Annotated in this window: 29 protein-coding genes and 1 riboswitch; of the genes, 17 read left to right on the forward strand and 12 right to left on the reverse strand. The window is 62.0% G+C overall.

The genetic code is table 11. The features are described 5' to 3' along the window. Nucleotides 1-7 precede the first annotated feature (7 nt). The 5 genes from ACVZUB_RS05800 to ACVZUB_RS05820 all read right to left on the reverse strand — a co-directional run bounded on the left by ACVZUB_RS05800 (nucleotide 8) and on the right by ACVZUB_RS05820 (nucleotide 4,719). A complete protein-coding gene (locus tag ACVZUB_RS05800) occupies nucleotides 8-781 on the reverse strand; it encodes an ABC transporter ATP-binding protein (RefSeq protein ID WP_064074086.1) in 774 nt (257 codons plus the stop codon). After that, entirely contained in the window at nucleotides 778-1,818 is a 1,041-nt protein-coding gene (locus tag ACVZUB_RS05805) for a FecCD family ABC transporter permease (protein WP_482628221.1), read from the reverse strand. Before ACVZUB_RS05805 ends, ACVZUB_RS05800 begins: the two co-directional genes overlap by 4 nt. Further along, nucleotides 1,815-2,567, reverse strand: a complete 753-nt coding sequence (locus ACVZUB_RS05810) for a methyltransferase domain-containing protein (RefSeq protein WP_475845981.1) — start codon at nucleotides 2,565-2,567, stop codon at nucleotides 1,815-1,817. Before ACVZUB_RS05810 ends, ACVZUB_RS05805 begins: the two co-directional genes overlap by 4 nt. Then, the gene (locus tag ACVZUB_RS05815) at nucleotides 2,568-3,581 is read right to left on the reverse strand and encodes an ABC transporter substrate-binding protein (protein ID WP_482628222.1); all 1,014 of its coding nucleotides are present in this window, start codon (nucleotides 3,579-3,581) and stop codon (nucleotides 2,568-2,570) included. Between the two features lie 58 nt (nucleotides 3,582-3,639). Continuing rightward, a riboswitch (cobalamin riboswitch) is annotated at nucleotides 3,640-3,820 on the reverse strand. A 41-nt stretch (nucleotides 3,821-3,861) separates the two neighbouring features. Next, nucleotides 3,862-4,719: a siderophore-interacting protein gene (locus tag ACVZUB_RS05820; protein ID WP_217018460.1), complete on the reverse strand. Its 858-nt coding sequence runs from the start codon at nucleotides 4,717-4,719 to the stop codon at nucleotides 3,862-3,864. Nucleotides 4,720-4,875: 156 nt separating this feature from the next. Here ACVZUB_RS05820 and ACVZUB_RS05825 point away from each other — a divergent pair, with 156 nt between their 5' ends. Beyond that, complete coding sequence (locus tag ACVZUB_RS05825) at nucleotides 4,876-5,034, forward strand: hypothetical protein (protein WP_155419158.1); 159 nt, start codon at nucleotides 4,876-4,878, stop codon at nucleotides 5,032-5,034. Nucleotides 5,035-5,200: 166 nt separating this feature from the next. Beyond that, a complete protein-coding gene (locus ACVZUB_RS05830) occupies nucleotides 5,201-5,992 on the forward strand; it encodes an SDR family NAD(P)-dependent oxidoreductase (protein WP_404650589.1) in 792 nt (263 codons plus the stop codon). A gap of 50 nt (nucleotides 5,993-6,042) precedes the next feature. Here ACVZUB_RS05830 and ACVZUB_RS05835 read toward each other — a convergent pair whose 3' ends face one another. Further along, entirely contained in the window at nucleotides 6,043-7,398 is a 1,356-nt protein-coding gene (locus tag ACVZUB_RS05835) for a DUF1254 domain-containing protein (RefSeq protein WP_209448387.1), read from the reverse strand. Between the two features lie 101 nt (nucleotides 7,399-7,499). Here ACVZUB_RS05835 and ACVZUB_RS05840 point away from each other — a divergent pair, with 101 nt between their 5' ends. From ACVZUB_RS05840 to ACVZUB_RS05855, 4 genes are all read left to right on the forward strand, one after another. Continuing rightward, a complete protein-coding gene (locus ACVZUB_RS05840; RefSeq protein ID WP_007734703.1) occupies nucleotides 7,500-7,901 on the forward strand; it encodes a nuclear transport factor 2 family protein in 402 nt (133 codons plus the stop codon). A 164-nt stretch (nucleotides 7,902-8,065) separates the two neighbouring features. After that, nucleotides 8,066-8,221 (forward strand): DUF6131 family protein, encoded by a 156-nt coding sequence (locus tag ACVZUB_RS05845; RefSeq protein ID WP_003945564.1) that lies wholly within the window; start codon nucleotides 8,066-8,068, stop codon nucleotides 8,219-8,221. Between the two features lie 135 nt (nucleotides 8,222-8,356). Continuing rightward, nucleotides 8,357-8,833 (forward strand): hypothetical protein, encoded by a 477-nt coding sequence (locus ACVZUB_RS05850; protein WP_003945539.1) that lies wholly within the window; start codon nucleotides 8,357-8,359, stop codon nucleotides 8,831-8,833. A 64-nt stretch (nucleotides 8,834-8,897) separates the two neighbouring features. Then, the gene (locus tag ACVZUB_RS05855) at nucleotides 8,898-10,055 is read left to right on the forward strand and encodes an AI-2E family transporter (RefSeq protein ID WP_482628223.1); all 1,158 of its coding nucleotides are present in this window, start codon (nucleotides 8,898-8,900) and stop codon (nucleotides 10,053-10,055) included. Nucleotides 10,056-10,062: 7 nt separating this feature from the next. Here the strand turns inward: ACVZUB_RS05855 and ACVZUB_RS05860 are convergent, their stop codons facing one another. Continuing rightward, nucleotides 10,063-10,278 carry a hypothetical protein gene (locus tag ACVZUB_RS05860; RefSeq protein WP_003945874.1) on the reverse strand — a complete coding sequence of 72 codons (216 nt, stop codon included), beginning with the start codon at nucleotides 10,276-10,278 and terminating at the stop codon, nucleotides 10,063-10,065. A 187-nt stretch (nucleotides 10,279-10,465) separates the two neighbouring features. On the opposite strand from ACVZUB_RS05860, the gene ACVZUB_RS05865 reads away from it, so the two are divergent. Continuing rightward, on the forward strand, nucleotides 10,466-10,735 hold the full coding sequence (locus ACVZUB_RS05865; RefSeq protein ID WP_003945929.1) for a DUF4235 domain-containing protein: 270 nt from the start codon (nucleotides 10,466-10,468) through the stop codon (nucleotides 10,733-10,735). A gap of 22 nt (nucleotides 10,736-10,757) precedes the next feature. On the opposite strand, the gene ACVZUB_RS05870 is transcribed toward ACVZUB_RS05865, so the two are convergent. Then, nucleotides 10,758-11,165 (reverse strand): RidA family protein, encoded by a 408-nt coding sequence (locus ACVZUB_RS05870; RefSeq protein WP_019747226.1) that lies wholly within the window; start codon nucleotides 11,163-11,165, stop codon nucleotides 10,758-10,760. Between the two features lie 111 nt (nucleotides 11,166-11,276). Between ACVZUB_RS05870 and ACVZUB_RS05875 the strand changes: the two genes are divergently transcribed. Continuing rightward, entirely contained in the window at nucleotides 11,277-11,492 is a 216-nt protein-coding gene (locus ACVZUB_RS05875) for a BldC family transcriptional regulator (RefSeq protein ID WP_003945782.1), read from the forward strand. A gap of 72 nt (nucleotides 11,493-11,564) precedes the next feature. On the opposite strand, the gene ACVZUB_RS05880 is transcribed toward ACVZUB_RS05875, so the two are convergent. From ACVZUB_RS05880 to ACVZUB_RS05890, 3 genes are read right to left on the reverse strand one after another with little or no spacing between them, the layout of a single operon-like run. Next, on the reverse strand, nucleotides 11,565-12,764 hold the full coding sequence (locus tag ACVZUB_RS05880) for an acetyl-CoA C-acetyltransferase (protein ID WP_482628224.1): 1,200 nt from the start codon (nucleotides 12,762-12,764) through the stop codon (nucleotides 11,565-11,567). Further along, nucleotides 12,761-13,423, reverse strand: coding sequence for a 3-oxoacid CoA-transferase subunit B (locus ACVZUB_RS05885; RefSeq protein WP_020906493.1), 663 nt, complete (start codon nucleotides 13,421-13,423; stop codon nucleotides 12,761-12,763). Before ACVZUB_RS05885 ends, ACVZUB_RS05880 begins: the two co-directional genes overlap by 4 nt. After that, entirely contained in the window at nucleotides 13,420-14,187 is a 768-nt protein-coding gene (locus tag ACVZUB_RS05890; RefSeq protein ID WP_172827097.1) for a CoA transferase subunit A, read from the reverse strand. Before ACVZUB_RS05890 ends, ACVZUB_RS05885 begins: the two co-directional genes overlap by 4 nt. 167 nt (nucleotides 14,188-14,354) lie before the next feature. On the opposite strand from ACVZUB_RS05890, the gene ACVZUB_RS05895 reads away from it, so the two are divergent. Further along, the gene (locus ACVZUB_RS05895; protein ID WP_165639149.1) at nucleotides 14,355-15,134 is read left to right on the forward strand and encodes an IclR family transcriptional regulator; all 780 of its coding nucleotides are present in this window, start codon (nucleotides 14,355-14,357) and stop codon (nucleotides 15,132-15,134) included. On the opposite strand, the gene ACVZUB_RS05900 is transcribed toward ACVZUB_RS05895, so the two are convergent. Next, nucleotides 15,131-15,733 carry a helix-turn-helix domain-containing protein gene (locus ACVZUB_RS05900; RefSeq protein WP_482628524.1) on the reverse strand — a complete coding sequence of 201 codons (603 nt, stop codon included), beginning with the start codon at nucleotides 15,731-15,733 and terminating at the stop codon, nucleotides 15,131-15,133. The two genes, ACVZUB_RS05895 and ACVZUB_RS05900, sit on opposite strands and share 4 nt — an antisense overlap. Before the next feature lie 112 nt (nucleotides 15,734-15,845). Here ACVZUB_RS05900 and ACVZUB_RS05905 point away from each other — a divergent pair, with 112 nt between their 5' ends. The 8 genes from ACVZUB_RS05905 (at nucleotide 15,846) to nagB (ending at nucleotide 25,636) form a co-directional block, all read left to right on the forward strand. Beyond that, nucleotides 15,846-17,249, forward strand: a complete 1,404-nt coding sequence (locus ACVZUB_RS05905) for an MFS transporter (RefSeq protein WP_482628225.1) — start codon at nucleotides 15,846-15,848, stop codon at nucleotides 17,247-17,249. Between the two features lie 109 nt (nucleotides 17,250-17,358). After that, on the forward strand, nucleotides 17,359-19,266 hold the full coding sequence (locus ACVZUB_RS05910; RefSeq protein ID WP_482628226.1) for an alkyl/aryl-sulfatase: 1,908 nt from the start codon (nucleotides 17,359-17,361) through the stop codon (nucleotides 19,264-19,266). Between the two features lie 17 nt (nucleotides 19,267-19,283). Further along, the gene (locus ACVZUB_RS05915; protein ID WP_081557465.1) at nucleotides 19,284-20,264 is read left to right on the forward strand and encodes a linear amide C-N hydrolase; all 981 of its coding nucleotides are present in this window, start codon (nucleotides 19,284-19,286) and stop codon (nucleotides 20,262-20,264) included. A gap of 104 nt (nucleotides 20,265-20,368) precedes the next feature. Further along, nucleotides 20,369-21,700 carry an MFS transporter gene (locus ACVZUB_RS05920; RefSeq protein WP_338927692.1) on the forward strand — a complete coding sequence of 444 codons (1,332 nt, stop codon included), beginning with the start codon at nucleotides 20,369-20,371 and terminating at the stop codon, nucleotides 21,698-21,700. Nucleotides 21,701-21,746: 46 nt separating this feature from the next. After that, nucleotides 21,747-22,943 (forward strand): anhydro-N-acetylmuramic acid kinase, encoded by a 1,197-nt coding sequence (locus tag ACVZUB_RS05925; RefSeq protein WP_042452394.1) that lies wholly within the window; start codon nucleotides 21,747-21,749, stop codon nucleotides 22,941-22,943. After that, nucleotides 22,940-23,815: a MurR/RpiR family transcriptional regulator gene (locus ACVZUB_RS05930; RefSeq protein ID WP_003941452.1), complete on the forward strand. Its 876-nt coding sequence runs from the start codon at nucleotides 22,940-22,942 to the stop codon at nucleotides 23,813-23,815. The genes ACVZUB_RS05925 and ACVZUB_RS05930 overlap by 4 nt, the downstream gene beginning before the upstream one ends. A gap of 123 nt (nucleotides 23,816-23,938) precedes the next feature. After that, complete coding sequence (gene murQ, locus ACVZUB_RS05935) at nucleotides 23,939-24,856, forward strand: N-acetylmuramic acid 6-phosphate etherase (RefSeq protein WP_482628525.1); 918 nt, start codon at nucleotides 23,939-23,941, stop codon at nucleotides 24,854-24,856. Continuing rightward, nucleotides 24,857-25,636: a glucosamine-6-phosphate deaminase gene (nagB, locus tag ACVZUB_RS05940; protein WP_003941456.1), complete on the forward strand. Its 780-nt coding sequence runs from the start codon at nucleotides 24,857-24,859 to the stop codon at nucleotides 25,634-25,636. Nucleotides 25,637-25,646 lie beyond the last annotated feature (10 nt).

Genomic DNA, 25,646 nt, shown 5'->3' on the forward strand with positions numbered 1-25,646 from the left:
GGAACGGTTACATGTGGCAAGGCGGAAGGTATCGCACGGTAGGTACTCCGCCGGGACCGTCCAGGCGAACCTCGGCGTCGACCTGGTAGACCTCGGCTATCAGGTCAGCGGTGAGGACCTCGGTCGGGCTTCCGTGGGCAACGATGGATCCCCGGTTCAGCATCACTATCGAATCGCAGAACATGGCGGCCAGATTCAGATCGTGCAATGCCATGATCGTGGTGGTGGGGAGGCGTCGCACGAGCGCGAGCAATTCGAGTTGATGGTTGATGTCCAGGTGATTGGTCGGCTCGTCGAGTAGCAACTCATGAGGTTCCTGAGCGAGGGCGCGCGCGATCTGGACGCGTTGGCGCTCCCCGCCGGACAGGGTGTGCCACGACCGGTCCAGCATGCCGGCGAGGTCGGTGTGTTCGATCGCTGCCCGAACGGCGTCGCGATCGGAATCCGACTGCCCACCCCACAGTCCGCGGTGAGGTGTGCGTCCGAGTTCGACTACCTCCGCGACCGTCAGATCGATCTCGGTGTTGCTGTGCTGATCAACGGTCGCGATCCGACGCGCGATGTCGCGGCGTTTCCAGTCGGACAACGGGGTTCGGTCCAGGGTCACGACACCGGATGTCGGACGATTGTGCCCGGCAAGCAGTTTCAGCAGCGTCGATTTCCCCGAACCGTTGGGGCCGAGAAGCCCCACCGTACTTCCGGTTGTAGGCGAGACGTCGAGGTCGTCGACTATGAGCGCCCCGCCGACCCGCCAACTGACGCCGGTAGCTTCGAGTGTCATGGCCTGGCCTTCCGTCTCCAGAGGATGACGGCAAACGCAGGCACACCGACCAGCGCGGTCACCACACCGGCCGGGAGTTCCTGCGGCGCAATGGCTGTGCGTGCCACAGCGTCGACCCAGACAAGGAAGATGGAGCCGATCAGTGCGGACGCGGGCAGGAGTCGGCGGTGGTTCGAACCGACGAGAGCCCGCGCCGCGTGCGGGAGGACCAGGCCCACGAAGCCGATGGCACCTGCGACGCTCACGATCACCGCGGTCATCAAGGCTGTTGCCAACAACAGGGTCATACGCACCCGCCACACGTTCACCCCCAGCGACGACGCCGCGTCCTCGCCGAAGGCAAAGGCGTCGAGTGCGCGGGAGTGAGTCAGACAGACCGCGAGGCCGACTGCGACCACCGCAGCGCAGAGTGCGACGTCGAGCCAGTCGGCGCCGCCGAGTGAGCCCAGGAGCCAGAACATCACGCCGCGGGTCTGCTCGGGATCGGCCGAGGTGATGACGATGAACGAGGTGAGCGCGGAGAACAGTTGGGTCGCGGCGACACCGGCCAGGATCACCCGATCCGGCGTGCCGCCGGCCGCATGGGCGAGCAGCAACACAAGGGCGAAGGAGATCACCGCGCCGATGAAGGCGCCGCTCGACAAGCCGATCACTCCCGACCCGACTCCGAGGATCACGATCAGTACGGCACCGGTCGAGGCGCCGGACGAGATACCGAGGACAAACGGATCGGCCAGCGGATTGCGAAGCAGCGACTGCATGATCGCACCGCACAACCCGAGACCGGCACCGCAGAGCGCGGCGAGCAGGGTACGCGGCAGACGGAGGTCCCAGACGATGCCGTCACGGATAGGGGTGACGTCCGCCGCGGTACCGCCGAGATGGCCGACGACGATCGAAGCCACCTCACCGACCGACAGACCGGCCGGCCCCAACGTGATTGCCACGGCAGCCGATCCGGCCAGCGTGACAACACCGATCATCCACAGCAGGGTGACGGTCGTCGGGTTGTCACGCAGCCGAACTCTTGTCGTCATCTCACGCCGTAGACCACGTAGTCGTCGAACAGCTGCCAGACCGTCCCCGACTCCCGAAAACCTGCTTGCGCGAGCGCCGCCAACTGGAAGTCGACGGCCGTGGGCGCAGTGGCGTCACGTCCGGCGAATCTGCGCTCTCGCTCGTCGGTCATTGGTCCGATGCCGGGAGTTGCCCGCAACTCCTCCCACCAGCTCTCCCACTCGGGAGCACCGGCAGCAAAGGCGGAGCGTTGCGTCTGCTCGTCGTGAGCCTTCGCCCATCGCTCGATGACAGGGAAGCGGCTGTCGAAACGAAAGTGATCACCGTTGAGCAGGACTCCGTCCGGACTCAGCAGTTCGCGGCACTGCCGGTACACCTCGACGAGCTGCTGCGGTTGCAACCAGTGCAGCGCGGTTGTCGACACTATCGCCTGAACCGGCGCAGCCACCGAATTCGGCCAATCGGCTCCCGCCAGATCTGCGTCGATCAGCTGCAGTCGGTCACCGAAACGCGTCGACGACTGGCGGGCGAGCTCCAGCAGCATCGGGTCGTAGTCGATCCCCACAACGCTCGCATGCTCGAACTTCTCGAGAATCCGGGCGCTCAGTGAACCCGGCCCGCAGGCCAGGTCGACAACCGTGAACGGGGTGTGCGCGTGCTGCAATTCGAGAACGTCGAGAATCACGTCGAAGCGCTTCTCACGGTCGGCGATGTATGCCGCCTGCTGGTCGTCCCACCGACGCACCAGTTCACAGATCTCCGCGGACATCTAGACCACACCCAACTGGCGCAGCCCGTCGGAGAGCTGTTCGATGCCACCGACATTGCGGATCGAGGGATCCATCGTCGTTCCTTCGAGGATGATGTAACGCTTGTTCTTCACTGCGGTGAGCTTGCTGGCGACCGGGTCCGATTCGAGGAACGCGATCTTGTCTGCGGCACTGTCGCCGTCTCCACCGCGGTCGAGATCTGCGAGCACCAGCACGGTCGGGTCTCGATCGAGCACACTCTCCCAACCGATTTCGGGCCAATACTGCTTGTTGTCGTCGAAGGCGTTCTTCGCACCCACCGCGTCGGTCATGATTCCCGGTGCACCGCAGCACCCGGCGAAGTACGGAGTCTTCGTGGCTGCGTACCACCACGCCAGCGTCACGTCCTCAGCTCCCAGTGCCGCCGTGGCGGTGGCCGCGCGATCCTTCAAACTCTCGGTGAGCTCGACACCTTTGTCCTTGGCATCGAACAGTGTTGCCACGTCGTCGATTTCGTCGTACAAGTCGTCGAGCGTGAGGGCCTTGCTCTGCTCGGCATCCTGACCGGTGCACTCGCTGGGTGACTGATATGTCGCGACACCGAGGTCGGTGAACTTGATCCGGTCGGCGATGCCCTCCGAGGTGAACGTGTAGTTGAACGTCGTGTAGACCATGTCCGGTTCGCGTTCGAGGACACTTTCGAATGACGGGAACTCGGTGTCGAACGCCTGGACCTGACCACGCGCCTCGCGCAGTTCTGGGAGGACATCGTCATCGCTCATGGCGTACCCGGCCATCCGGTCCTGCACTCCCAGCGCGAACAGCATCTCTGCTGCAGGTTGATTTACCGCGATTGCCCGTTCGATCGGTCGCTCCACCGTGACGTCTCGGCCACAGTTCTGGACTGTCACGCGCGATTGTTCGGAAGAGTTGGATTGTCGGGCAGCACTGTCGTCGGAGGAGCAGGCAACCAACGACGCGCTCAACAGGGCAGCGACGGCGGCGGCGGGTAGGCGAAGTCTGGACAGACGCATGGAATCTCGTTCTCGCAGGGGCTCGTTCGCGGAGCCCGTTACCGTGTGAACAGGCGCCTGTTGACCCCTGCTGCCAGCCGGTATTCGGACTCGAGATCGCCCCACCCGAGCGCCTTCCCAGATTCTCATCCAGTGGCGTAAGCCCGGGCGGTCACCCTCACCGCTGCGCGTCAGTTCCGGATTCACACCGGATTCCCTGACCCCCTGTGTGGAGGTCCGCTGGCACAGAGGAACTTATCACCGCAGTGCACCGCCGGTCAGGTCGGCTGGTGTGAGGCAATCAGATCTCGATGGCCAGGTCGTCGATGTCGGTGAGGGTTCCGCCGTCGGCGAGGATGCGCTCGTAGTTCTCGCGTCGACGGAGGTCGATTTCGGTGTTGCTGACGCCCTCCTTCCAATATCCGAATATCGCGACGTCGTTTTTGTCGAGTCCGACGGTCGATCGAAAGTGCTTCCGGATTGCGCGCATCTCGTTGCGTTCACCGGCGCCCCACACGACGTAGCTCGCGGGATTGGCGAGCTCGCGTGCTCGTACCGCCAGTGGGCCGTCGGGCTCGGCCGGATCTGCGCTCACGCGGTGAAGCTCCAGGCCGGGGAGGGCGGGCAGTTCGGCGAAGGCGACCTCGTCATCTGTTGTGACCCAGCCGATTCCGACGACGTCGGTAGGCAACTGCTCGATGATCGAGTGCAATGCGGGTATTGCGGTGCCGTCCAGAAAAAGTGCGATACGTCGACCAGGAACATCAGGGATCAAGAAGTGTGGCCGCGGACCGGTGAGGCCGAAGGTGTCACCGACGGCCAACGCTGCTGCCCACCTCATCATCGGACTGGTCTGTCCGTGCAGGACCACATCGACGACGATCGATCCGCTCGCTGAATCGTAGGAACGCACCGTGTACACGCGCGAAGCGTCGTCGAAGGCCGGCCCGAGATTCATGCGTACGGTCACATTCGGGCGTGACCAGGTCGGATCGTCGGTCGACTCCGTCAAACGAGCCGTGATCCGCAGCAGGTGATCGCTCGGTCGCTCCAGTGCTTCGACGATCGCGAGAACGTCGTTGAGTCCGCGATTGTGGTCAGCGGTCCGTAGGACGGTCGTCGGGGGAGTTGTTGTGCGCGAGGCGTCTGCATGTGTCATCGACTGTGCTCCTGGATCGGGTTTTCGGGATGCCGCCAGGTTAGTGCTACCTAAGTCGAGCGAGTTGTCCAGAAGTGACATCTGATTACCTGAATGATTCGGGTCTCGAAACGACGCGGTTGAGCGAGTGGTGCCGGCGCTGCTACCGTGCCTGTGATGTCCATACGCCGCTGTTCTCTCGCTTCCGGCCGTGCACTGCGCACGGCCCGATTCGGCGTAGCGACTTTCCGACGTGGGCGTAAGGCGATCGACCGCCGCCCGTCCGGTCTTGTCTGGATCGAAAGAGCCTTGGCCGCACCGGCCGGATCCGTCTGACATTCGCCACTTCGGCGAGCATTGCCTCGCCGAGATTTCGCAGTGCCACACCTGTTGCAGTGCTGCGCATTTCCCGTACCTGAAGTTTCTCGCGGGTGAGTTGTGAGTGTCGGCGCCACCGAGCCTGGAATGCCAGCCAACTCGTTTTCGTGAAAGGTACACAGCAATGAATCGTTTCGAAGGTCGTCGTATTCTCGTCACCGGCGCAGGATCTGGAATCGGGCAGGCCACCGCGCTGCGGTTGCTCGCCGAAGGTGGCCGCGTGGTCGCTGCCGACATCTCCGAGCAGGGTTTGGCGAACACCCGGAAATCGGCAGAACATGCTTCGACGGAGGATCGCCTCGACACCCTCGTCGTCGATATCGGTGACGAGGGTTCCGTCATCAGGGTTGTGGGTCAGGCGATTTCGTCTCTCGGGGGATTGGACGTACTGGTCAACGCCGCCGGGATACTGCGTGGTGGGCACACCCACGAGACCTCGCTGGACCTGTGGAATCAGGTGCTCTCCGTGAATTTGACGGGCACTTTCCTCGTTACCCGCCAGGCACTGCCGGCTCTCCTTGCCACCGGCAACGCAGTCGTGGTGAATTTCAGTTCCACCTCCGCGGCCTTTGCGCACCCGTACATGGCCGCGTATGCCGCAAGTAAGGGAGGAATCCAGTCCTTCACTCACGCACTGGCTCTCGAATACGGCAAGCAGGGTCTGCGTGCCGTCGCGGTGGCTCCGGGCAGTGTGAAGAGCGGGATCACCGACACTACGGCGTCGTACTTGCCGGAAGACACCGACTGGTCGCTCTTCGGCAAGTTGTCACCGATTCTGAGCACTGATCTGGAGTCCGGTGGTGCCCCCATGGCCGGGCCGGAAAGTGTTGCGGGAGTTATCGCGATGTTGGCATCCGACGATGGTGCCTTCATCACGGGCACGGAGATCCGTGTCGACGGCGGCACACACGCCTGATTCTGAGTCCGTCTGACGGCCCGCACAGGCAGGCCGTCAGACGCGAGCCGTCATTCTTGCGAGCGAGTGATGGCGGGGACGACGTAGGACTGATCGAGCACGGCGGGCGAAGGTTCGTACATTCTCAGTACCGGTCGGAAATCCCCGCGCGGTGCGGGCAGCCAGTTTGCCTTCGCCGTGGGATCTTTCGGCTCCTCGTGGCTGATCGTGATCGTCAACGCACCGTCGGCGTCGTGGACGATTCCTGGAGTGCGGTCGCCGATCGAGTATCGGTCGACGGGGTTCGCCACGAGGAAGAAGTCCGGCACCGAGTACATCGTCAGCGACCAGAAGGCGCTCACCGGCGGAGTGGGGTCGAGTCTTATTGTGTAGGTCTGGTTTCCGTTCAACTGCTCGCCCTGATCGTCGACGTAGGTCATGATGTACGCCGCTTCGTAAGGGTGGTTGCCCCACAGCCCGCCCTTGGCAGCCGCGGCGCGTTCGACGATGCGCAACTTGGGATCGGCGATCTTGAATTGTGGATCGTCGATTGTGCCGACCTCGAAGTAGTCGAGGTTGTAGTCGAAGGCGTGGAATGTGAGCTTCCATCCGTTGACTTCGGGGCTGGAGCCTTTGGTGAGGGCCTCGAGCAGGTTCTTCTCACCGATCGTCAATCCGTCAGCCAACGCGGCTGCCTCGTCGGCAGAGAGTGAAGCGGCAGAGTGTGAGCTATAGGGAGAGGCCCCGGGCTCGTCGATTCCGATCGGGGAGAAGGAATCCTGGAGTTCTCGATCGCGTGGGGCCGGCGGAAACGCCTGTGACCAGATGCGGAGTTTCTCGAGGAACAGGAGGTCCTGGCTTACCCCGGGTTCGGGCACTGGGAGACCCGCCGAGTTTCCGGTGGAGTCGACGACGGTCAGTGTGGTGGCGTCCTGCAAGGCGTGCACCGCAGGGAGGTCGTCGTCGCCACCGCATGCCCAGCGGCCCACGATCGACGCAATGTTCGTGGGAAATCTGATCACCGTGGTCTGGTCCGCCGGGGTTCCCGTCCAGGTGGGTGGGACGAGAAGGAAGTCTCCGCTCTTCGTGCCGGTGGCCCGATGCCCGACGTAAGCGAAATTGTTTGTCCAGGCGTCCACGAACTGGAGGACGTAGTAACGGCCATCGGTATCGGGGACGTGCAGCGCAACGGGGCCGACAGAGAGGTCGATCTGCGCCATGGAGTACACGGTGTCGTTGTTGATCGTGACGAAAGTGTCTGCCGGCCCGGCCAGTGTGCGGGCGTGGCTGAAGGTGTTGAAAGGTGCGGCGGGGTTCGCTCCGACACCGTTGTGAACATACCGATGGACCTGGTCGAGATTGAAAACGAGGGGGAATCCGTAGATATACCCCTGAGCTGCAAGCTCGGTGCGACTGGTGTCTGTCATCTCTGCCCTCTCGTCGTGCACGTCGGTTCGAAGTCCACCCTGCGGGAACCCTGCCGTCGGGGCATCACCCGCCGAGGGTGACGACGGTAGAGGGAGAAGACATGTCGGATCAGGAGAGTGCGGCATTGGTCGCTGTCGCAGACGAGTGGAACGTCGCGATGTGCTCGAACGACGCCGAACGGATCGGCGATTTCATGGCAGACGACTGGGTGATCGTCTCGGAATCCGGAGTGTCGACCAAAGCGGAGTTCCTGGGTTTCGTGGCCTCGGGCGACCTGACTCATTCGGCGATGGACCGCGTCGGGAGCGCTCGCGTGCGTTTCTTCGGTGACGTCGCACTGTTCACCACGCGGATCGTCAATACCGCGCACTACGGCGGCAGACAATACGACGCCGACGAGTGGACCACCGACGTGTTCGCGCGGCGAGACGGTCGTTGGTGCTGCGTGTTGAGCCACATCACGCCGGCGGTCGAGGCGAAGATCGAGGACGTGGAACTATGACGTAGAGATAGGAGAAAGGCTGATGTTTTAACGGTGACACTATTGGGTAGTAATACGAGTTTCGCATTTATGAATGTATTTATCGGATTTATCGATTGTGAAGTTTCTGTAGTAGCGTCAGTTGAGTAGATCATTTTGATACGCATACCGGATGAGGTTCTCACATGATTGTTCTCGGCATTATTCTGGCGTTGATCGGCTTTTTCACGGGGTTGAGCATTCTGACCACCGTCGGCATCATCTTGGTCGTCGTAGGTGCAGTTTTGTCCATCCTCGGTGCTACCGGGCGCGCAGTGGGCGGACGAAAAGTCTGGTATTGATCAATACTGCGCGAGTAGCTGAGAAGGCGGTACCCGATCTCTTCGGAGATCGGGTACCGCTTTTTGTGCTCCAACTGGTTTTCGGTCTCTCTACCCCAAATTATCGATCTGAGCGGCATCGGGTAAACATGAAGGATGCTTTCTCGAGACCATGACGAAGAGAAATCTGCCGAGCGATTCAGATTCCCTCGCAGATGGAATCAGGTTGACGAATCGCGCCGCGGTTTGGTGTTGGCGTGGGTGGCCTTCACGTTGACGTTCGGCGGAGCACGTCTGGTGACGTGGTTGATCCAGATCGACACCAGAGACGTCGGCGACATCAGCGCCGGTGGCACTCATCTGCATCACTATCTATGGGGAATTCTGCTGTTGGCCGGGGTGGCGATCTTCGGACTCGTAGACCGAAGCCCTCGCGCAAGAACATGGATGGGCATCGCGTTGGGCATCGCACTCGGGCTCATCGTCGACGAGGCTGCGTTACTGATCACTCTCGACGACGTCTACTGGCAGAGCGACGGTTGGCCCAGCATCGCCATCGCTGTGTCGATCATCGGAGTGGTAGGAACCGGTCTCGCGCTGACCCGAAGCGGAGCGGAGAAGCCTCGAGGTTGATCCGGCCACGGCACGGGTACTCACTCCCGTGCCGGGAAGTCGCGCGGATCGTGAGGTGGCTTGAATGGATCCCAGTTCCGCGGACACCTCACCGGACTCCGACAGTGAAGTCAAAGCGGCAGATCCGATGGCGGAAGCCGAACGTGAAGCCGCAGCATTGGCGACTCCCGTCCGGCCGCTGGGCGAACCGGGGCCGAGATTCGATCGTCGTTCACCGTTCTTCATCGGTCTGAGCGCGGCGGCCGGTGTTGCCGTGACGTACGCGGTGATCGAAGTGCTCCTGGCGGCGCGAGGCATGCTGATCCTGATCGTGGTCGCGCTGTTTCTCGCGGTGGGCATCGAACCGATGATCGTCTGGCTGGAGCGGAGACATTTCCGGCGCTGGATCGCAGTCACCGTGGTACTCCTCGGAATTGCAGTGATGTTGGCGCTGTTTCTGGTTGCTGCGATCACCCCGCTGGTCGAGCAGGGACGTCAGTTCGCATCACACGCTCCCGAACTTCTGACACACATTCGTGACCGGTATCCGATCGTCAGCGACCTCGACGAGAAGTATCACCTCGAGGAGCACCTCACCATCCAACTGGACGGTTCGGGGTCTGCGCTCGCGACGGGTTTGCTCGGAGCGGGGCGGGCGGTGTTCAGCGCAGTCGCCGACGCTGGAATCGTTGCTGTACTGACGACGTACTTCTTGATCGACTACCCACGAATCCGCACGAATCTGTATCGGCTGGTGCCACATTCGCGGCGGCCACGAGCAATCGCCATCGGTGATCAGATACTGGCAGGTGTGGGTGGGTACGTCCTCGGCAATGTTCTGATCTCCGTGATCACCGCAGTGTGCACCTTCGCGTGGTTGTTGATCTTCGACGTGCCGTATCCGTTGATCCTGGCGCTGCTGGTCGCTCTGCTCGATCTGATCCCGATAGTCGGTTCCACGATCGCAGGGGTTGTCGTCGCCCTGGTCTCCCTGACAGTCTCTGTCCCAACGGCATTGGCGACAGTTGCGTTCTTCATTGCGTTACGTCTGCTCGAGGACTACCTGCTCGTTCCGAAGATCATCGGGAAGACGGTGGCGGTCCCGGCACTGGTGACCGTTGTCGCGGTTCTGTTGGGTGGAGCGTTGCTCGGTATTGTCGGTGCGTTGCTGGCGATTCCGGTCGCTGCGGCCTTGCTGCTGCTTGCAAGGGAGACGCTCTTTCCGCGCCTCGACGCTTCTTGACCGGCTTCTATCGGACGCTTCGCGCGCGACGCCGAGAACCAGGATTCGGCTTGGGGCACATCCGAGTCGGGATGGTTTCTCCCTCGGCGGTGATACGGAATACCGAGACTTTCTCGCTACAACCGTGATTCAGATCGACCGCGTATGCGATTGCGGCGCGATCCGAGACGAAATCTTCCATCACCGTTGTACCGTCCGGTAGTTCGATTCTGTAGTTTTCCATGACTTACACAACCTTCTTTCGCTAAGACGATCCTACCCGGCTCGAGAAGTGGCAAACCCGTGGAACACAACGTGCGACAGTCGTCTTCGTGCCTTGCCGGTGCAATGTTTCGACACCTCGCCTGCTGGGTAGTGAGAGTCGGTCAGCCGCTCAGGCGGTACGTATCGAACCACGGAGGATCCGCGCAATGAGCGCAGTATCGAAAGCGATGTACAAGCCACTCTCACTGGCGACCAGCGTCCTGGGCGGCATCTTGGCCGGCGCTGTCTTCCAGCAGGTGTGGAAGCGCATCGGTGACGACAAGAATGCGCCCGAGCCCAAAGACTTGAGCAGGTCGAGCAAGGAAGTCCTGATCGCCGCAGCCCTGCAGGGAGCCATCTTCGCTGTTGTGCGAGCCGCAGTGGATCGCGCGGGGGCAAAGGGCTACCGGGCCCTTGCTCATGAAGATCCTCGGTAGGAACGCCCGGTTCGGTTCGAGTTCAGTCGACGACGGCCGCGATTGCCTCGATCTCGACCAGTTGATCGTCGTAACCGAGAACGGTCACACCCATCAGAGTGCTCGGGGCGTCGTGATCACCGAACGCGTCGCGGACTACCTCCCACGCCGCAACGAGGTCGGCTTGATTGCTCGACGCCACCAGGACGCGGGTGTTGATCACGTCGGTGATGGACGCGCCCGCGTCCGAGAGAGCTGTTCTCAGGTTGTCGACGGCCTTGGCTGCCTGTCCTGCGTAGTCACCGATGGCGGCAGTAGAGCCGTCCTCGTTCAACGGGCAGGATCCGGCCAGGAAGATCAGTCGGGCCTCGGCGGGAGCCGTTGCTGCATAGGCATATTCAGCCACCGAAGAGAGTGACGTGGAACGGATCAGAGTTACCGACTTCGACATTATTTCCCCAAGGAATAGTAAAGTTTTGCAGCGAGTCTTTCACAGCACGCCAGGGGTTGCCAATTCATCGTCGGACCCATCCATTCAGTCGGCAGCTACGAATGACTGTCAATGAGCCGAGAAGAAGAGCACACAGCACCTGTCGACGAGTGGCTGACGACCAAACAGGTTGCAGCACTGTTCCACGTCGACAGGACCACGGTGTCCAGATGGGCGAGGGAGGGCAAAGTCGGCACTCTGAGAACGCTTGGCGGGCATCGGAGGTACCGGCGATCGGAGATCGAGACGTTGCTGCGTAACCGCTCGACGACGCTCGATCACCAATAACCTCCGGCACGAAACAGACAGGTCGCCGAGCATGATGAGGGCTCGGCGACCTGTCTGGTCAGCAGGAAGTAATTACGCCTTGGGGACGCGGACGATGAGTGCGTCGCCTTGTCCGCCGCCGCCGCAGAGTGCGGCTGCGCCGATGCCGCCGCCGCGGCGTTGCAGTTCGAGGGCGAGGTGCAGGGCGATGCGGGCGCCGGACATGCCGAGGGGGTGGCCGACGGCGATGGCGCCGCCGTTGACGTTGACCTTGGCGGGGTCGAGGCCGAGTTCGCGGGTGGAGGCGATCCCGACGGCGGCGAATGCTTCGTTGATTTCGACGAGGTCGAGGTCGGTGGGGTCGATGCCTTCCTTCGCGCAGGCTTTGGCGATGGCCCGGGCGGGTTGGGACTGGAGGGTGGAGTCGGGTCCGGCGACGACGCCGTGGGCGCCGATTTCCGCGATCCAGGTCAGGCCGAGTTCTTCGGCTTTGGTTTTGCTCATCACGATCACGGCGGCGGCGCCGTCGGAGATCGGGGAGGCGGAGCCGGCGGTGATGGTGCCGTTTTTGCTGAACGCGGGACGCAGTTTGCCGAGGGATTCGGTGGTGGTGTCGGCGCGGATGCCTTCGTCCTGGGCGAAGACGATGGGCTCGCCCTTGCGTTGGGGGATGGAGACGGGGACGACTTCGTTGTCGAAGAGGCCGTCTTTCCAGGCGCGGGCCGCGTTCTGGTGTGAGGCGGCGGCGAAGGCGTCCTGCTCGGCGCGGGTGATGTGGGCGGTTTCGTGTTGGTTGACTTGTTCGGTGAGCAGGCCCATGGCCTGGTCGGTGAAGATGTCGTGGAGGCCGTCGTAGGCCATGTGGTCGCGGAGGGTGACGTCGCCGTATTTGAAGCCTTCGCGGCTTTTTTCGAGCATGTGGGGTGCGCGGGACATCGATTCCTGCCCGCCGGCGACGACGATGTCGAATTCGCCGGCGCGGATGAGTTGGTCGGCGAGGGCGATGGCGTCGATGCCGGAGAGGCACACTTTGTTGATGCTCAGGGCGGGGACGTTCATGGGGATGCCGGCGGCGACGGCGGCTTGGCGGGCGGGCATCTGGCCGGCGCCGGCGGTGAGGACCTGTCCCATGATGACGTAGTCGACCTGTTCGGGTGCGACTGAGGACTTGTCGAGGGCGCCTTTGATGGCGATGCCGCCGAGGTCGGACCCGGAGAGGTCTTTCAACGATCCGAGGAGTCGACCCATCGGGGTACGAGCTCCCGCGACAATCACAGTGGTCGTGTCGGTCATGCCAGTTCAACTTTCAGTTCGGTGCCGGTTGCGGCGACTACGTCTTCGACGCTGACATCGGGGGCGAGTTCACGCAGGACGAGTGGGCCTTCGTCGCTCACGTCGATGACGGCGAGGTTGGTGATGATCCGATTCACCACGCCCTGGCCGGTCAGGGGCAGGGTGCACGCGTCGACGATCTTGGGGTTGCCGTCGCGGTCGTTGTGCTCCATGACGACGATGACACGCCGGGCACCGTGGACCAGGTCCATTGCGCCGCCCATGCCCTTGACCATCTTGCCGGGGACCATCCAGTTTGCGAGGTCACCCGTCTTCGACACCTGCATACCGCCGAGGACTGCGGTGTCGATGTGGCCGCCGCGGATCATCCCGAACGAGAGGGCCGAATCAAAATATGCTGCACCGGGGTTGACGGTCACGGTCTCTTTGCCGGCGTTGATGAGGTCAGGATCGACGTTGTCCTCGGTGGGATACGGTCCGGTGCCGAGAATTCCGTTCTCCGAGTGCAGGACCACACGAACGTCCGAGCCCAGGTATCCGGGAATCAGTGTGGGAAGGCCGATTCCGAGATTGACGTACTCCCCGTCGATCATCTCTGCAGCCGCCCGCGCTGCCATCTGCTGGCGCGTCCAACCCGTCACTGTCACTGGTGCGGTCATCGTGAGGTTCCTTCCGAAGCGCTGACGGTTCGCTTTTCGATTCGCTTGTTCTGAGGGCCGGTGTGCACAATTCTCTGCACGAAGACTCCGGGCAGGTGCACCGATGCCGGGTCGATTTCACCGGGCTCGACCAGACGTTCCACCTGCGCGATGGTGACCCGTCCCGCCATCGCGGCGAGCGGGTTGAAGTTCATCGCGGTCTTGTCGAACACGAGGTTGCCGTCGGTGTCTCCGAGAACGGCGTGCACGAGTGCGTAGTCGGCGTTGATCGCCTCTTCCATCACGTAACGCTTGGTTCCGAAGACGCGAGTCTCCTTCGGAGGCGATGCAATAGCGATCGAGCCGTCGGCGTCGTAGCGCCACGGCATTCCGCCGTCGGAGATGGGGCTACCCACTCCGGCCGGTGTGAAGAATGCCGGGATTCCGGTTCCGCCGGCGCGCAGACGCTCAGCGAGCGTTCCCTGCGGCGTCAGTTCCACTTCGAGTTCGCCGGCCAGGTACTGCCGGGCGAACTCCTTGTTCTCACCGACGTACGACGCGGTCACTCGTCGGATACGGCCGGCGCTCAGCAAGATTCCGAGACCGTGATCGTCGACGCCGCAGTTGTTGGAGAACACCTCGAGCTCGGTTGCACTCGTAGCTGCGATCGCGTCGATCAACACGTCGGGGATGCCGCACAAGCCGAATCCGCCGACAGCCAGCGTTGCGCCGTCGACGATGTCGGCGACCGCCTCCGCTGCGGACTCGTACACCTTTGCTGTCATGTTCTCTCCCTGCCAAGCGTTCATTGAGTAGACACTCACTCACTTCGATATCCAGTGAACTATCTCCAGTTCACAGGTTCAAGGAATCTCGAACATCAACCGAGAACTGATCGACTACTGATCGTCTGAAGGAATTTCGTTCATTGAATGGACGCTAGGATGGCTGCATGCCAACTCACGGGCAATCGCCGGCCATGGTCGCGCGGGTGGCTGCACTTCTGCGAGCCCTCGGCGCGTCCGAACCAACGGGCACTTCCACCACGGAATTGGGCAAGGTCACCGGCCTCGCTCGGCCCACTGCGCACCGACTGCTCACGTCCCTGGCTGCCGAAGGACTGGTCGACCGTGACGCACGAACCGGTCGGTGGTCTCTCGGCCCAGAGTTGTACCTCCTGGGGGCGGCGGCCGGAAATCGGTACGACATCACCGACCGGGCCCGCGACGTCGTCGACGAACTTGCCCGGGTCACGGGGGAGAGCGCCTTCCTGTCGGCACGCCGAGGTGACGAGACCGTCTGCATCCTGAGTCAGGAAGGCAGTTTTCCACTGCGATCTCACGTGCTGCACGAGGGGAAGCGATTCCCGTTGGGGGTCGCGTCGGCGGGGCTTGCCATCTTGAGCCATCTACCGACGCGGGATGTCGACGACTATTTCGCCCGAGTGAATCTGGAATCGGAATGGGGTGAGATCCACAGTGAGGCATCAATCCGTGAGCGAATCGAGTCGACGCGTGTCACCGGGTACGCGGTCAATCCAGCCCTCATCGTCGAGGGAAGCTGGGGGATGGGTGCCGCGGTGTTCGATCGCAACGGTCGCCCGGCCTGGGCGCTGAGCCTGACCGGAGTGGAAACACGCTTCCGGCCCGCGCGTCATGCCGAGTTGGGAACGCTGCTCCTCGAGCACGCTCACACACTGTCGAACCGATTGAAAACGCATGCAGTGAACTAACTTTCGGGAACCAGGTCTTGTGCAGTAGTAGTTTTTGCCTTCGTGCGCACATGTGCCTTCTCGCCTTGCGGGCCGAAAAGATGCAAGATTTCCACCACCTGTTCATCGGTAGGCCCGAACCAGTGGGGCTCGGCAGTGTCGAACTCCGCGACTTCCCCGGGGTGTAAGAGAACCTCGTTCGCCCCCAGGATGAGACGCAGATCCCCGGCGAGGACGTAGAGCCATTCGTAGCCGGCGTGGGTGACCAGCTTCGGTGGACGCGGACCGATCACCTGCTTGAAGACCTGCACGCGGCCGGGATAGCGCGTCAACGGAACGACGGCACTGCCGTTCTTGCGTCGGCTCGGGGTGAGATGGACCCGAGGATCGCCCGTAGCGGGGGCGCCGACGAGTTGGTCCAGCGCGACCCGGTGCGCTCGGGCAAGCGGCAACAGCAGATCGAGGGTGGGACGACGCTTCCCCGATTCGAGGCGTGAGAGTGCGCTGACAGAGATGCCGGTGGCTTCGGACAGGCCCTCGAGGGTCAATCCGCGATCGCGTCGGAGCGTGCGCAGTCTCGGTCCGATATCGGTGATCAACTGCTCGAATTCAGCATCCATGCCGTCCATCTTTGCAGTTTCCGCAAAATTCTTACCGACTTCGGACGCTGGAGAGCAACGATCCTTTCGACAGTCGAGTACGGCAGAGCACTTCGAGAGATGGAGTCCGACCATGAAACCTTCGAGCGGGATCGAACCGCAAGTGATCGGACTTGATGCACGGCGGCGATGGGGCATCCTGGCGATCTGCTGCACGAGCCTGTTCGTCGTCGGGTTGGACACCACCATCGTCAACGTGGCCCTGCCGACGATCGGTGAGGGATTTCGCGTGGGAACCCGTGGTCTGGAATGGGTCGTCAACGCATACACACTCGTCCTGGCGAGCTTGCTGATCTCGTCCGGAGCAGTGGCCGATCGTTTCGGCAGGAGACGAGTCTTTCAGATCGGTCTGGTGGTTTTCGGGGTGGCGTCGATTGCCTGCGCGCTCGCTCCGTCCGTCGAGATGTTGATCGCGGCGCGGATCGTCCAAGGCGTCGGCGGGTCGATGCTCAGTCCGGTTGCCTTGGCGATCGTCGTCAACGTGATGACCGACCCGAAGGAGCGGGCCAAGGCAATCGGGGTGTGGGCCGCGGTCTTCGGTCTGAGTATGGCGGCAGGTCCGATCGTCGGCGGCGTGCTCATCGAAAGTTTCGGCTGGCGATCGGTTTTCTGGATCAACGCGCCCGTGATCTTGGCCGTGCTCGCCCTGACTGCTGTGTTTGTACCGGAGTCCCGAGCGCAGCAGTCGCGACGACTCGATCTTCCCGGTCAGTTGCTACTGGTGATTCTTGTCGGCGGGGCGGTCGCCCTTCTGATCGAGGGTCCGCGAATCGGATGGTTCTCTGCCGCGGCGACGGCAGGGTATGTCGTTGTTGCTGCAGCGTTGGCCGCATTCATCCGCGTCGAATCACGCAAGCGCGAGCCACTGATGGATCTGGCACTCTTTCGCCGCAGAACGTTCTCGTCGGCTGTGGTCGGCGCTGTCGTGGTGTTCGTGGCGTTGAACGTGACGCTACTGCTCGGCACGTTCTACTTGCAGCACTCCCGCGGAATGAGTCCGGCACTGGCCGGCGCGATCACCCTTCCGATGGCTGTTGCGGCAACGGTCTGCGCGCCGTTGTCCGGAATACTCGTCGGACGCTTCGGCCCGCGGCGGCCGCTACTCATTGCTGGTAGCTTCACGACACTCGGCGGGCTGTGCCTGGTCTCGCTCGACAACAACACGGCGATTCCGATGCTCTTGGCCGCTTACCTGTTCCTCGGTATCGGATTCGGATTCTCGAATGCCCCGATCACCAACACCGCCGTCAACGGGTTGCCGAGATCGCAGGCGGGGCTTGCTGGTGGAATAACCTCCAGTGCACGCCAATTCGGTGCTGCTCTCGGTGTTGCGCTGGCCGGTGGCATCATCGGCGGCAGTGCATCGGTGGATGTCGCGCAGGCATCGAGGTCGGGATGGATCCTGGTTGCCGGATGTGGGATCGCGGTCCTGGTGATTGCACTCGCATCTCGGAATTCCGAGGAACTCCCCGGCTGATCACCTCGCGTGTTCGTGGGAGCTTCACCCTGCGCGGGTGATTCCAAGCGCGTGCCCAACCGATACAGATGATGGGGTATCAGATCGTCGTATCCGAGCGGGGAGTGCCATGTGCCAGACACCTAAGGACGCAACACCGGCCACAGTCACGGCGAATCGCGAGGCAGTCGCACGGTATGCCATGGACGACCGGCAGGATTTTGCCGACGCGGATCGAGGATTGATCGCTCCGTTGCCGGGCAAGGTTGTCGCCGATGACGGGCATACGGTCTTCGATCCCGATGCGATGGCATACCTCGGTGACGATGTTGCCGCGCCGGAGACAGTCAATCCGAGCCTGTGGCGTCAAGGACAACTGATGCGCCGAGGTGGTCTGTATCAGGTGACGGATCGCCTTTACCAGGTACGGAACAACGACCTGGCAAATTTGACGGTTGTCGAAGGTGGCGAGGGACTGATCGTCATCGACTGTATGGCGGGGGTCGAATCGGCGCGCCAGGGTATGAAGATGATTCGTGAGCACGTCAGCGATAAGCCAGTTTCGGCGATCATCTACACGCACACCCACATCGACCACTACGGCGGAGTCAAAGGGATCGTCGATCTGGACGACGTGACGTCCGGGCGAGTTCCGATCATCGCACCGGGCACGATCGCGTCGTTCGACAAGTTCGCGATCGGTGAGAACGTTGTAGCCGGCAATGCCATGGCCCGGCGGTCTTTCTATGCCTTCGGTGGATTGCTCGACCTCGGCCCGAAAGGGGCAGTCTCTTGCGGAATCGGTGTGCTCAGCACCAAAGGCCCTCAGATCTCGTATATTTCGCCGACCGACAGCATCACGGAGACCGGAACGAAGCGTGAGATCGCCGGTCTGGAATTCGAGTTCCTGTATGCGCCGGATACCGAGGCCCCGGAGGAAATGCACATCTGGATCCCCGAACTCGCCGCGCTGACCTGTGCGGAGAACGCCAATCATTCGCTCCACAACATCCAGACCTTAAGAGGTGCGCGCACTCGCGACGCTCGGAACTTCGCGCGGTATCTGGACGAGACTCTCGAACGGTGGGGAGATGACGCGGCTGTTCACTACGGACCGCACACGTGGCCGGTGTGGGGTAACGAGAACCTGGTGCCGTTCATCGAATCGCAAAGGGACACTTACAAGTACATTCACGACCAGGCACTCCGTCTCGCGAACAAGGGGTACACGCCGCTCGAAGCTGCCGAGGTGATCGAACTACCGGACGAACTCGGGCGCAAGTGGTACAACCGCGGATATCACGGCACTCTGCACCACGACGTTCGCGCCGTGTACACCAAGGAACTGGGAATGTGGGACGGCGATCCGGTGTCGCTTCATCCTCATCCGCCGGTCGAATCGGCGAAGAGGTTCGTCGATCTCCTTGGCGCGCAGAAGATCCTGGACGAGGGTAAGCGGGCATTCGACGCCGCGGACTACCGATGGGCGGCAGAGATCCTGCACAAGTTGGTGTTCGCGCAACCGGAGAACGCCGAAGCGAGGAACCTGCAAGCCGACGTCTACGAGCAGATGGGCTATCAAGCCGAAGGGCCGCAGTGGCGTGGGATCTATCTCTCGGCCGCATTGGAACTACGCGAGGGCGCCCAGCCTGCCCCGTACGTCACGGCAAGTCAGGACAGTGTCCTCGCGATGCCCATCGACATCCTCTTCGACTTCGTTGCAATACATCTCATCGGCGACAAGGCCACCGACGCGGAACTGCGGATCGATTTCGTGTTCACCGATCGCGGCGACGAGGCATGGACTGCGTGGGTCAAGCGCGGTGTCCTCAATGCACGTAAGGGTGCGTCACCGAACACACAACTGACGGTCTCGGGCCCGAAAGCGGCACTCGTGGGAGCGCTTCTGCAACCGGGCGCGGCCGCCGAACTGGCCAAGGCCGGGAAGATTTCGCTCGACGGAGACGAATCAGCGCTCGAGACGCTGGGAGGGTTGCTCGATACCTTCGATCCCAGTTTCAATATCGTCACGCCGTAACGAAGGGATAGTTTTCGATGTGTACACGCTTGGTCTACTTGGGGCCCAACGACACTGTGATCACTGCTCGATCGATGGATTGGAAGGTCGACCTCGGAACAAACCTCTGGGCTTTCCCGCGCGGCATGACCAGAGGGGGCTGCGCAGGTCCGAACTCGATACAGTGGACGTCGAAATACGGAAGTGTTGTCGCGACGGCCTACGACATGTGCACGACCGACGGGGTCAACGAGGCTGGACTGTCTGCCAATCTCTTGTGGTTGGTCGAGTCCGAGTACCCGACGTATGACGGTTCGACCCCGGGATTGTCGATCGCGGCGTGGGCGCAATACGTCCTGGATCGCTTTGCGACAGTTCAGGAAGCGGTCGAAGTACTCGCGTCGGAACCGTTCACGGTAGTGACCGCTGCCGTTCCCGGCGAAGACCGCCTCGCAACGCTGCACATGTCGCTCTCGGACGCCGGGGGAGACAGCGCGATCATCGAGTACGTCGGTGGACGCCCGACGATTCATCACAGCCGTGAGTACCAGGTGATGACCAATTCGCCGATCTTCGATCAGCAACTCGCCGTCAACGAGTACTGGAAGCAGATCAACGGGACCGTCATGCTGCCCGGAACAAACCGTGCCGCTGACAGATTCGCTCGGGCGTCGTTCTATGTCGATGCGATACCGCAGACGGACGATCCGCGGGCGGCGTTGGCATCCACCTTCAGTGTTATTCGGAATGTGTCGGTGCCCCTGGGGATTTCGACTCCCGATGAGCCCAACATTTCATCGACCCGTTGGCGCACCGTCGTCGATCACAAACGCACGCTCTATTTCTTCGAGTCGGCGATGACGCCCAATACCTTCTGGGTGGACGTGGCGTCGATGGATCTCGCGGAAGGGACACCCGTCCGAAAGCTCGGACTCGGACCGAACGAGAGCACCGTCTATTCCGGTGACTCCACTGACCAGTTCGAACGGGCGGAGGCATTCACGTTCGCGGGAGCATAAGGCTTCGGGGCGTAGTAAAAATCCAATCGTGAAACTTCTTGACATTTCTACTCCGTTCAGATGAAACTTTGTTGCATATTCGGGTTTCGTCAACGGAGGACGGCATGGGCATCACAGTGCAGACACGGAACGATGGTGCGCAGCTCAAACGGCGCAGGGCGCTCGTCGCCGGCTCCGTCGGAAATTTCATCGAGTGGTACGAGTTCGGTGTGTACGGGTTCTTCGCGACGATCATCGCGTCGAACTTCTTCAGCGCCGACGGCTCCGGCGACCTCGAAAGCCTGATCAAGACCTACGCGTCGTTTGCGTTGGCGTTTTTCTTCCGCCCAGTGGGGGCCGCGCTGTTCGGTCGACTCGGTGACCGCATCGGCCGACGTCCCACCCTGGTGATCGTTCTTCTGCTGATGTCGGCTGCGACGACCCTGATCGGTGTGCTCCCCACCTACGAGAGCGTCGGAATTCTGGCACCGCTTCTCTTGACGGTCCTTCGAATTCTGCAGGGATTGTCGGCCGGTGGTGAGTTCGGCGGTGCAGTGTCGGTGATGACCGAGTTCGCTCCGCCCGGACGACGTGGGCTGTACGGCTCGTGGCAGTCGTTCACCGTCGCACTCGGACTGCTCGCCGGTGCGGGGATCGCAGCACTCCTCGCCACTGTCCTCGACCCGGGACAGCTCGGTGACTGGGGCTGGCGCATTCCGTTCCTCCTTGCACTTCCGATGGGTCTGGTTGCTCTGTGGCTCAGGCTCCGCCTCGAAGAAACGCCGTCGTTCGAGCGTGCTCGATCAGTCCAGTCCGAACCGACAGCTGATGAAGCGGCGCCTGTAGTGCAGCCGACTGTCGGAGAGACAGCCAAGGCGATTCTGCTCGGAATCGGGCGGTTGATGGGGTGGTCTGCTGCCGGTTACACGTTCCTCGTCGTGATGCCGACTTATCTTCAGAGTTCACTCAACGCGACTTTCCATCAGGCACTTGTTGCTTCCGTGCTCGCCAATGCGGGCTTCGCGGTGACCATTCCGATCGCGGGCGGACTCAGCGATCGCATCGGACGACGCGCGGTCATGCTCACCGGCACCGTGATAATTCTGGTCTTGGCTCTGCCGCTGCTCAACGTCCTGCAGAACGAGCAGACGTCTTTGACAGCCAAGGGATTTGCAGTGTTTGCCGCCGGCGCCGCAGTGGGACTTGTTGCCGGACCCGGACCCGCCATGCTCTCCGAGATGTTCCCCACCTCGGTTCGGTACACCGGATTGGGACTCGCATACTCCCTGTCCAACGCGGTCTTTTCGGGCTGCGCCGGTTTGATCATCACGTGGCTGATCAAGGAAACGTCCAATCTCGATATTCCGGCCTACTTCGTGATGGCAACGTGCGCCGTCAGTGCGATCGCCTTGAGTACCTTGCGAGGAAATGCCCACAAGCGGGCACTCGTCGACTGACCGCAGCTTTTCCGAATGCCGAAACGATCCGAGTAAGGGATATTTCATGAGAGTCATCGGCCTGATGTCCGGTACTTCGTACGACGCTATCGATGCTGCCGCAGCAGACATCCGGATCGACGGGGACACTCTTGTGCTCACCCCACTGGGCATGGTCAGCGAACCGTATTCCGGTGAGTTGCGGGCTGCGGTGGCGGCTGCGGTACCGCCGGCGTCCACCACTGTCGGTCAGATCTGCCAACTCGACACCGAGATCGGACAGGCATTTGCGGCCGTGGCTGCGCGGGCGAACGAGGAACTGTGCGGTGGCAGTGCGGAATTGATCTCCTCACATGGTCAGACGATGTTCCACTGGGTCGAAGGAGCGCAAGTAAAGGGCACTCTTCAGCTCGGGCAGCCGGCCTGGATAGCCGAGAAGACCGGATGCACGGTCGTGTCGGACCTGCGCTCTCGCGACGTGGCGACGGGTGGTCAGGGTGCACCACTGGTCAGTGCGTTCGACGTATTGTGGCTCAACGGAAGAACTTCGGGTTCCGTCGCGCTCAATCTCGGTGGCATCGCGAACGTCACTGCTCCGGGAGGCGCTCCGACATCGACGGCAGATGGTGCCGCAGTACCGATTGCCTTCGACACCGGCCCCGCAAATGCGCTGATCGACGCTGCGGTAAGCGAATTCACCGCGGGGGAGCAGTGGTTCGATCTCGGAGGTGCTCTGGGCGCAGCGGGCACACCGAACGTCGATCTGCTCGCACAACTACTGAGCGAACCGTATTACGCGCAGCCCGCTCCCAAGAGCACAGGCAAGGAATTGTTCCATCGGGACTACCTACTCGCCGCACTGCGGGGCTACGAATCCTTGTCTCTGGCCGACATCGTCGCGACACTGACTGCACTGACCGCCCGGACCGTCGCCGATTCCGTCAAAGCGCTGGCGGCTACCGAAGTGGTGGTGTCAGGCGGTGGCACCAAGAACCCGACGTTGATGGCGATGCTCCGTGACGAACTGGGCGACATCGCGCTTGTCTCTTCGGACGAGCTCGGCGTCACTTCCGACATCAAGGAAGCATTGGCTTTCGCGGTTCTCGGCTATCTCACCGCACACGGATTGCCTGGAAGCATCGCTTCGTGCACCGGTGCGCGTCACGCCAGTGTGCTCGGATCTCTGACGCCAGGAAGCCGTGGGCTGCCTAGAATCACATCGGTGCCGTCAGCTCCGAAAACGATGCGAATCGAGGCGTTATGACTTTGGACCGGAGTGCTCCGGCGTCCGTCGACCTGCTTGCTCGTATTCGTGCATCACTGAGTAGCCTCTCGCCTGCCGAGCTGCGGATCGCCGAAATCATCGAAGCCGACCCCAGTCTGGCCTCCACCCTGACGGTCAACGACCTCGCCGAACGAGCGTCGACAAGCACGGCGACAGTGGTCCGCACAGCCAAACGACTCGGTTTCGAGGGTTATCCACAGCTTCGTCTCGCGCTGGCGGCGATCAGCGGGTCCGGTACAGAGAACACGATTCCGCTCGGTGTGGACATCGTTGCTGCCGACTCGGCCGGTGAAGTGATGGCCAAGCTCGCCGAGTTCGAATCCGAACAACTCAAGGGCACGGCGCAATTGACAGATCCTGCTGCGCTCGAAGAAGTTGTGTCCCGGATTCGATCCGCCCGCCGCGTCGAGGTCTACGGCATCGGCGCCTCTGGCATCGTCGCGCAAGACCTCACGTTGAAGCTCTCTCGCATCGACGTCAACTGCCGGGTTCATCTCGACCGAGACGCGGCCATGGTCAGCGCCAGCTTGCTCGGACCGGACGACATCGCAGTGGGGATCTCACATTCAGGTGAGACTTCGGATGTCGTGGAACCACTTGCCCTTGCGCGTCGAACCGGGGCGTCGACGGCTGCGATCACCGGAGGGGCACGATCGACGCTTGCCGTGCAGTCACATCACGTTCTGCTCACTGCCGGTAGAGAATTCGGTTTCCGATCGGCTGCGATGGCAAGCCGCACCGGTCAGCTGTTGGTAGTCGACACAATTTTTGCGATGGTGGCGCACTCGCTGCCCAGCGCACTCTCTGCTCTGCAACGAAGCCATGATGCCATTGCTTCGAAGCGGCACTGACGAGGAGTCGTCGCTGTGAGTACTGACGAGGAGTCGTCGCTGTGAGTACTGACGAGGAGTCGTCGCTGTGAATACTGACGAGGAGTCGTCGTAATGAATATCGATCGAGGAGGACTCGCCACAATGCAATTGGAAATGCTCTCCACCGAGAGACCCAACCCTCTGACCCGCGATCTCGATGTCATGTCGGTGTCGGGTCTGCTGACGGTGATGAATCAACAGGACGCAATCGTGGCCGGCGCGGTGGCAGCGGTACTACCCGCCATCGAAGCCGCAGTCGACTTGATCGTCGCGGCCCGAGCACAAGGTGGTCGACTGATCTACCTGGGAGCGGGGACAAGTGGGCGTCTGGGAGTTCTCGACGCGGTGGAATGCCCTCCGACGTTCGGGACCGATCCGGGCGAGGTGATCGGCATCATCGCCGGTGGCCCTGGAGCGTTTCTGAACGCCGTCGAGGGGGCAGAGGACGATCCGCGAGCGGCTGGGGTCGATCTCGACGCAATCTCGTTGAACGCCAACGACGTCGTGGTGGGTCTGGCTGCCAGCGGTCGTACCCCCTACGTCATCGGGGGACTCGATCACGCCCGCGAACTCGGCGCTGCAACAGTGGCAGTCTCGTGCAACCGGAACGCGGCAATGAGTTCTCACGCCGGCGTGGCCATCGAAGTGGAGACCGGCCCCGAAATCCTCACCGGATCGACGAGGCTCAAGGCCGGAACTGCGCAGAAGATGGTGTGCAACATGCTCTCCACGGCGAGTATGGTTCGCTCCGGGAAGGCATTCCACAATCTGATGGTCGATCTTCGGCCGACCAATGCCAAGCTTGTCGATCGTGCGAACCGGATCGTCGCGGCAGCCACCGGAGTCGATACCGAGATCGCTGCGGAGACCATCGACAATGCCGATGGTCAAGTGAAGGCAGCGGTCGTCATGTTGTTGGCCGAATGCGACTTCGCCGAAGCAACCGAACTGTTGGACCGCGCTTCGGGTTCGGTACGTGAGGCCATCGTCGGAGCCGGCAAGAGCAGTGAGGAAGTCTGAATGGAAATCGTCATAGTTCCCAGTCCGGAGGACGGCGGGCGAATCGCTGCCGATATCGTTTGCGGCGCAATCGAAAACGGAGCGCGGACGCTCGGCCTCGCGACCGGATCGTCACCGCTGCACACGTATCGAGAGCTGATCAAGAGGCATCGAGAATCGGGAGTGTCGTTCGCGGCGATGAGCGCGTATCTTCTCGACGAGTATGTAGGTCTCACGTCCGATCAGCCGCAGTCCTACGCGCACACCATCCGCACGGAACTCGTGGATCACCTCGACATCGACAATGCGCGAGTGTTCAGCCCCGACGGCGGGGCCGCGGATCCCAGTGACGCTGCCCGGCGTTACGACGCTGCCATCGCCGAAAACGGTCCCATCGACGTGCAGATCCTCGGCATCGGCCTGAACGGACACATCGGTTTCAACGAGCCCTCCTCCTCGCTTGCATCGCGCACCCGAGTGAAGACCTTGACCGAGAGGACCCGCGCCGACAATGCACGGTTCTTCGCAGACCCAGCCGACGTACCGCATCATGTGATCACGCAAGGGCTCGGAACCATCAGTGATGCAAGGCATCTCGTCCTGATCGCGGACGGCGCCCGCAAAGCGCCCGCCGTCCGGGCCGCGGTCGAAGGTCCGGTCTCGGCATTCTGCCCGGCGTCGGTGCTGCAGCTGCATCCACACGTGACCGTCATAGTCGACGAGGCAGCTGCCGGCGAACTCCAACTAGCGGACTTCTACCGCTACACAACCGAGCACAAGCCTGCAGAGCAAGGTTACTGAAAAGCGGGCT

This window comes from Rhodococcus sp. OS5, assembly GCF_056837585.1.

Bases quoted from the DNA above. Each gene is read 5' to 3' on its own strand.
- ACVZUB_RS05855 (WP_482628223.1), top strand. From the start codon at position 8,898: ATGGATCCCAGTTCCGCGGACACCTCACCGGACTCCGACAGTGAAGTC.
- ACVZUB_RS05820 (WP_217018460.1), bottom strand. From the start codon at position 4,719: ATGACACATGCAGACGCCTCGCGCACAACAACTCCCCCGACGACCGTC.
- ACVZUB_RS05925 (WP_042452394.1), top strand. From the start codon at position 21,747: ATGAGAGTCATCGGCCTGATGTCCGGTACTTCGTACGACGCTATCGAT.
- ACVZUB_RS05930 (WP_003941452.1), top strand. From the start codon at position 22,940: ATGACTTTGGACCGGAGTGCTCCGGCGTCCGTCGACCTGCTTGCTCGT.
- ACVZUB_RS05890 (WP_172827097.1), bottom strand. From the start codon at position 14,187: ATGACAGCAAAGGTGTACGAGTCCGCAGCGGAGGCGGTCGCCGACATC.
- murQ (WP_482628525.1), top strand. From the start codon at position 23,939: ATGCAATTGGAAATGCTCTCCACCGAGAGACCCAACCCTCTGACCCGC.
- nagB (WP_003941456.1), top strand. From the start codon at position 24,857: ATGGAAATCGTCATAGTTCCCAGTCCGGAGGACGGCGGGCGAATCGCT.
- ACVZUB_RS05825 (WP_155419158.1), top strand. From the start codon at position 4,876: ATGTCCATACGCCGCTGTTCTCTCGCTTCCGGCCGTGCACTGCGCACG.
- ACVZUB_RS05870 (WP_019747226.1), bottom strand. From the start codon at position 11,165: ATGTCGAAGTCGGTAACTCTGATCCGTTCCACGTCACTCTCTTCGGTG.
- ACVZUB_RS05910 (WP_482628226.1), top strand. From the start codon at position 17,359: ATGTGCCAGACACCTAAGGACGCAACACCGGCCACAGTCACGGCGAAT.
- ACVZUB_RS05805 (WP_482628221.1), bottom strand. From the start codon at position 1,818: ATGACGACAAGAGTTCGGCTGCGTGACAACCCGACGACCGTCACCCTG.
- ACVZUB_RS05830 (WP_404650589.1), top strand. From the start codon at position 5,201: ATGAATCGTTTCGAAGGTCGTCGTATTCTCGTCACCGGCGCAGGATCT.
- ACVZUB_RS05815 (WP_482628222.1), bottom strand. From the start codon at position 3,581: ATGCGTCTGTCCAGACTTCGCCTACCCGCCGCCGCCGTCGCTGCCCTG.
- ACVZUB_RS05860 (WP_003945874.1), bottom strand. From the start codon at position 10,278: ATGGAAAACTACAGAATCGAACTACCGGACGGTACAACGGTGATGGAA.
- ACVZUB_RS05905 (WP_482628225.1), top strand. From the start codon at position 15,846: ATGAAACCTTCGAGCGGGATCGAACCGCAAGTGATCGGACTTGATGCA.
- ACVZUB_RS05845 (WP_003945564.1), top strand. From the start codon at position 8,066: ATGATTGTTCTCGGCATTATTCTGGCGTTGATCGGCTTTTTCACGGGG.
- ACVZUB_RS05875 (WP_003945782.1), top strand. From the start codon at position 11,277: ATGAGCCGAGAAGAAGAGCACACAGCACCTGTCGACGAGTGGCTGACG.
- ACVZUB_RS05915 (WP_081557465.1), top strand. From the start codon at position 19,284: ATGTGTACACGCTTGGTCTACTTGGGGCCCAACGACACTGTGATCACT.
- ACVZUB_RS05835 (WP_209448387.1), bottom strand. From the start codon at position 7,398: ATGACAGACACCAGTCGCACCGAGCTTGCAGCTCAGGGGTATATCTAC.
- ACVZUB_RS05880 (WP_482628224.1), bottom strand. From the start codon at position 12,764: ATGACCGACACGACCACTGTGATTGTCGCGGGAGCTCGTACCCCGATG.
- ACVZUB_RS05800 (WP_064074086.1), bottom strand. From the start codon at position 781: ATGACACTCGAAGCTACCGGCGTCAGTTGGCGGGTCGGCGGGGCGCTC.
- ACVZUB_RS05850 (WP_003945539.1), top strand. From the start codon at position 8,357: ATGCTTTCTCGAGACCATGACGAAGAGAAATCTGCCGAGCGATTCAGA.
- ACVZUB_RS05840 (WP_007734703.1), top strand. From the start codon at position 7,500: ATGTCGGATCAGGAGAGTGCGGCATTGGTCGCTGTCGCAGACGAGTGG.
- ACVZUB_RS05895 (WP_165639149.1), top strand. From the start codon at position 14,355: ATGCCAACTCACGGGCAATCGCCGGCCATGGTCGCGCGGGTGGCTGCA.
- ACVZUB_RS05920 (WP_338927692.1), top strand. From the start codon at position 20,369: ATGGGCATCACAGTGCAGACACGGAACGATGGTGCGCAGCTCAAACGG.
- ACVZUB_RS05900 (WP_482628524.1), bottom strand. From the start codon at position 15,733: ATGGATGCTGAATTCGAGCAGTTGATCACCGATATCGGACCGAGACTG.
- ACVZUB_RS05865 (WP_003945929.1), top strand. From the start codon at position 10,466: ATGAGCGCAGTATCGAAAGCGATGTACAAGCCACTCTCACTGGCGACC.
- ACVZUB_RS05885 (WP_020906493.1), bottom strand. From the start codon at position 13,423: ATGACCGCACCAGTGACAGTGACGGGTTGGACGCGCCAGCAGATGGCA.
- ACVZUB_RS05810 (WP_475845981.1), bottom strand. From the start codon at position 2,567: ATGTCCGCGGAGATCTGTGAACTGGTGCGTCGGTGGGACGACCAGCAG.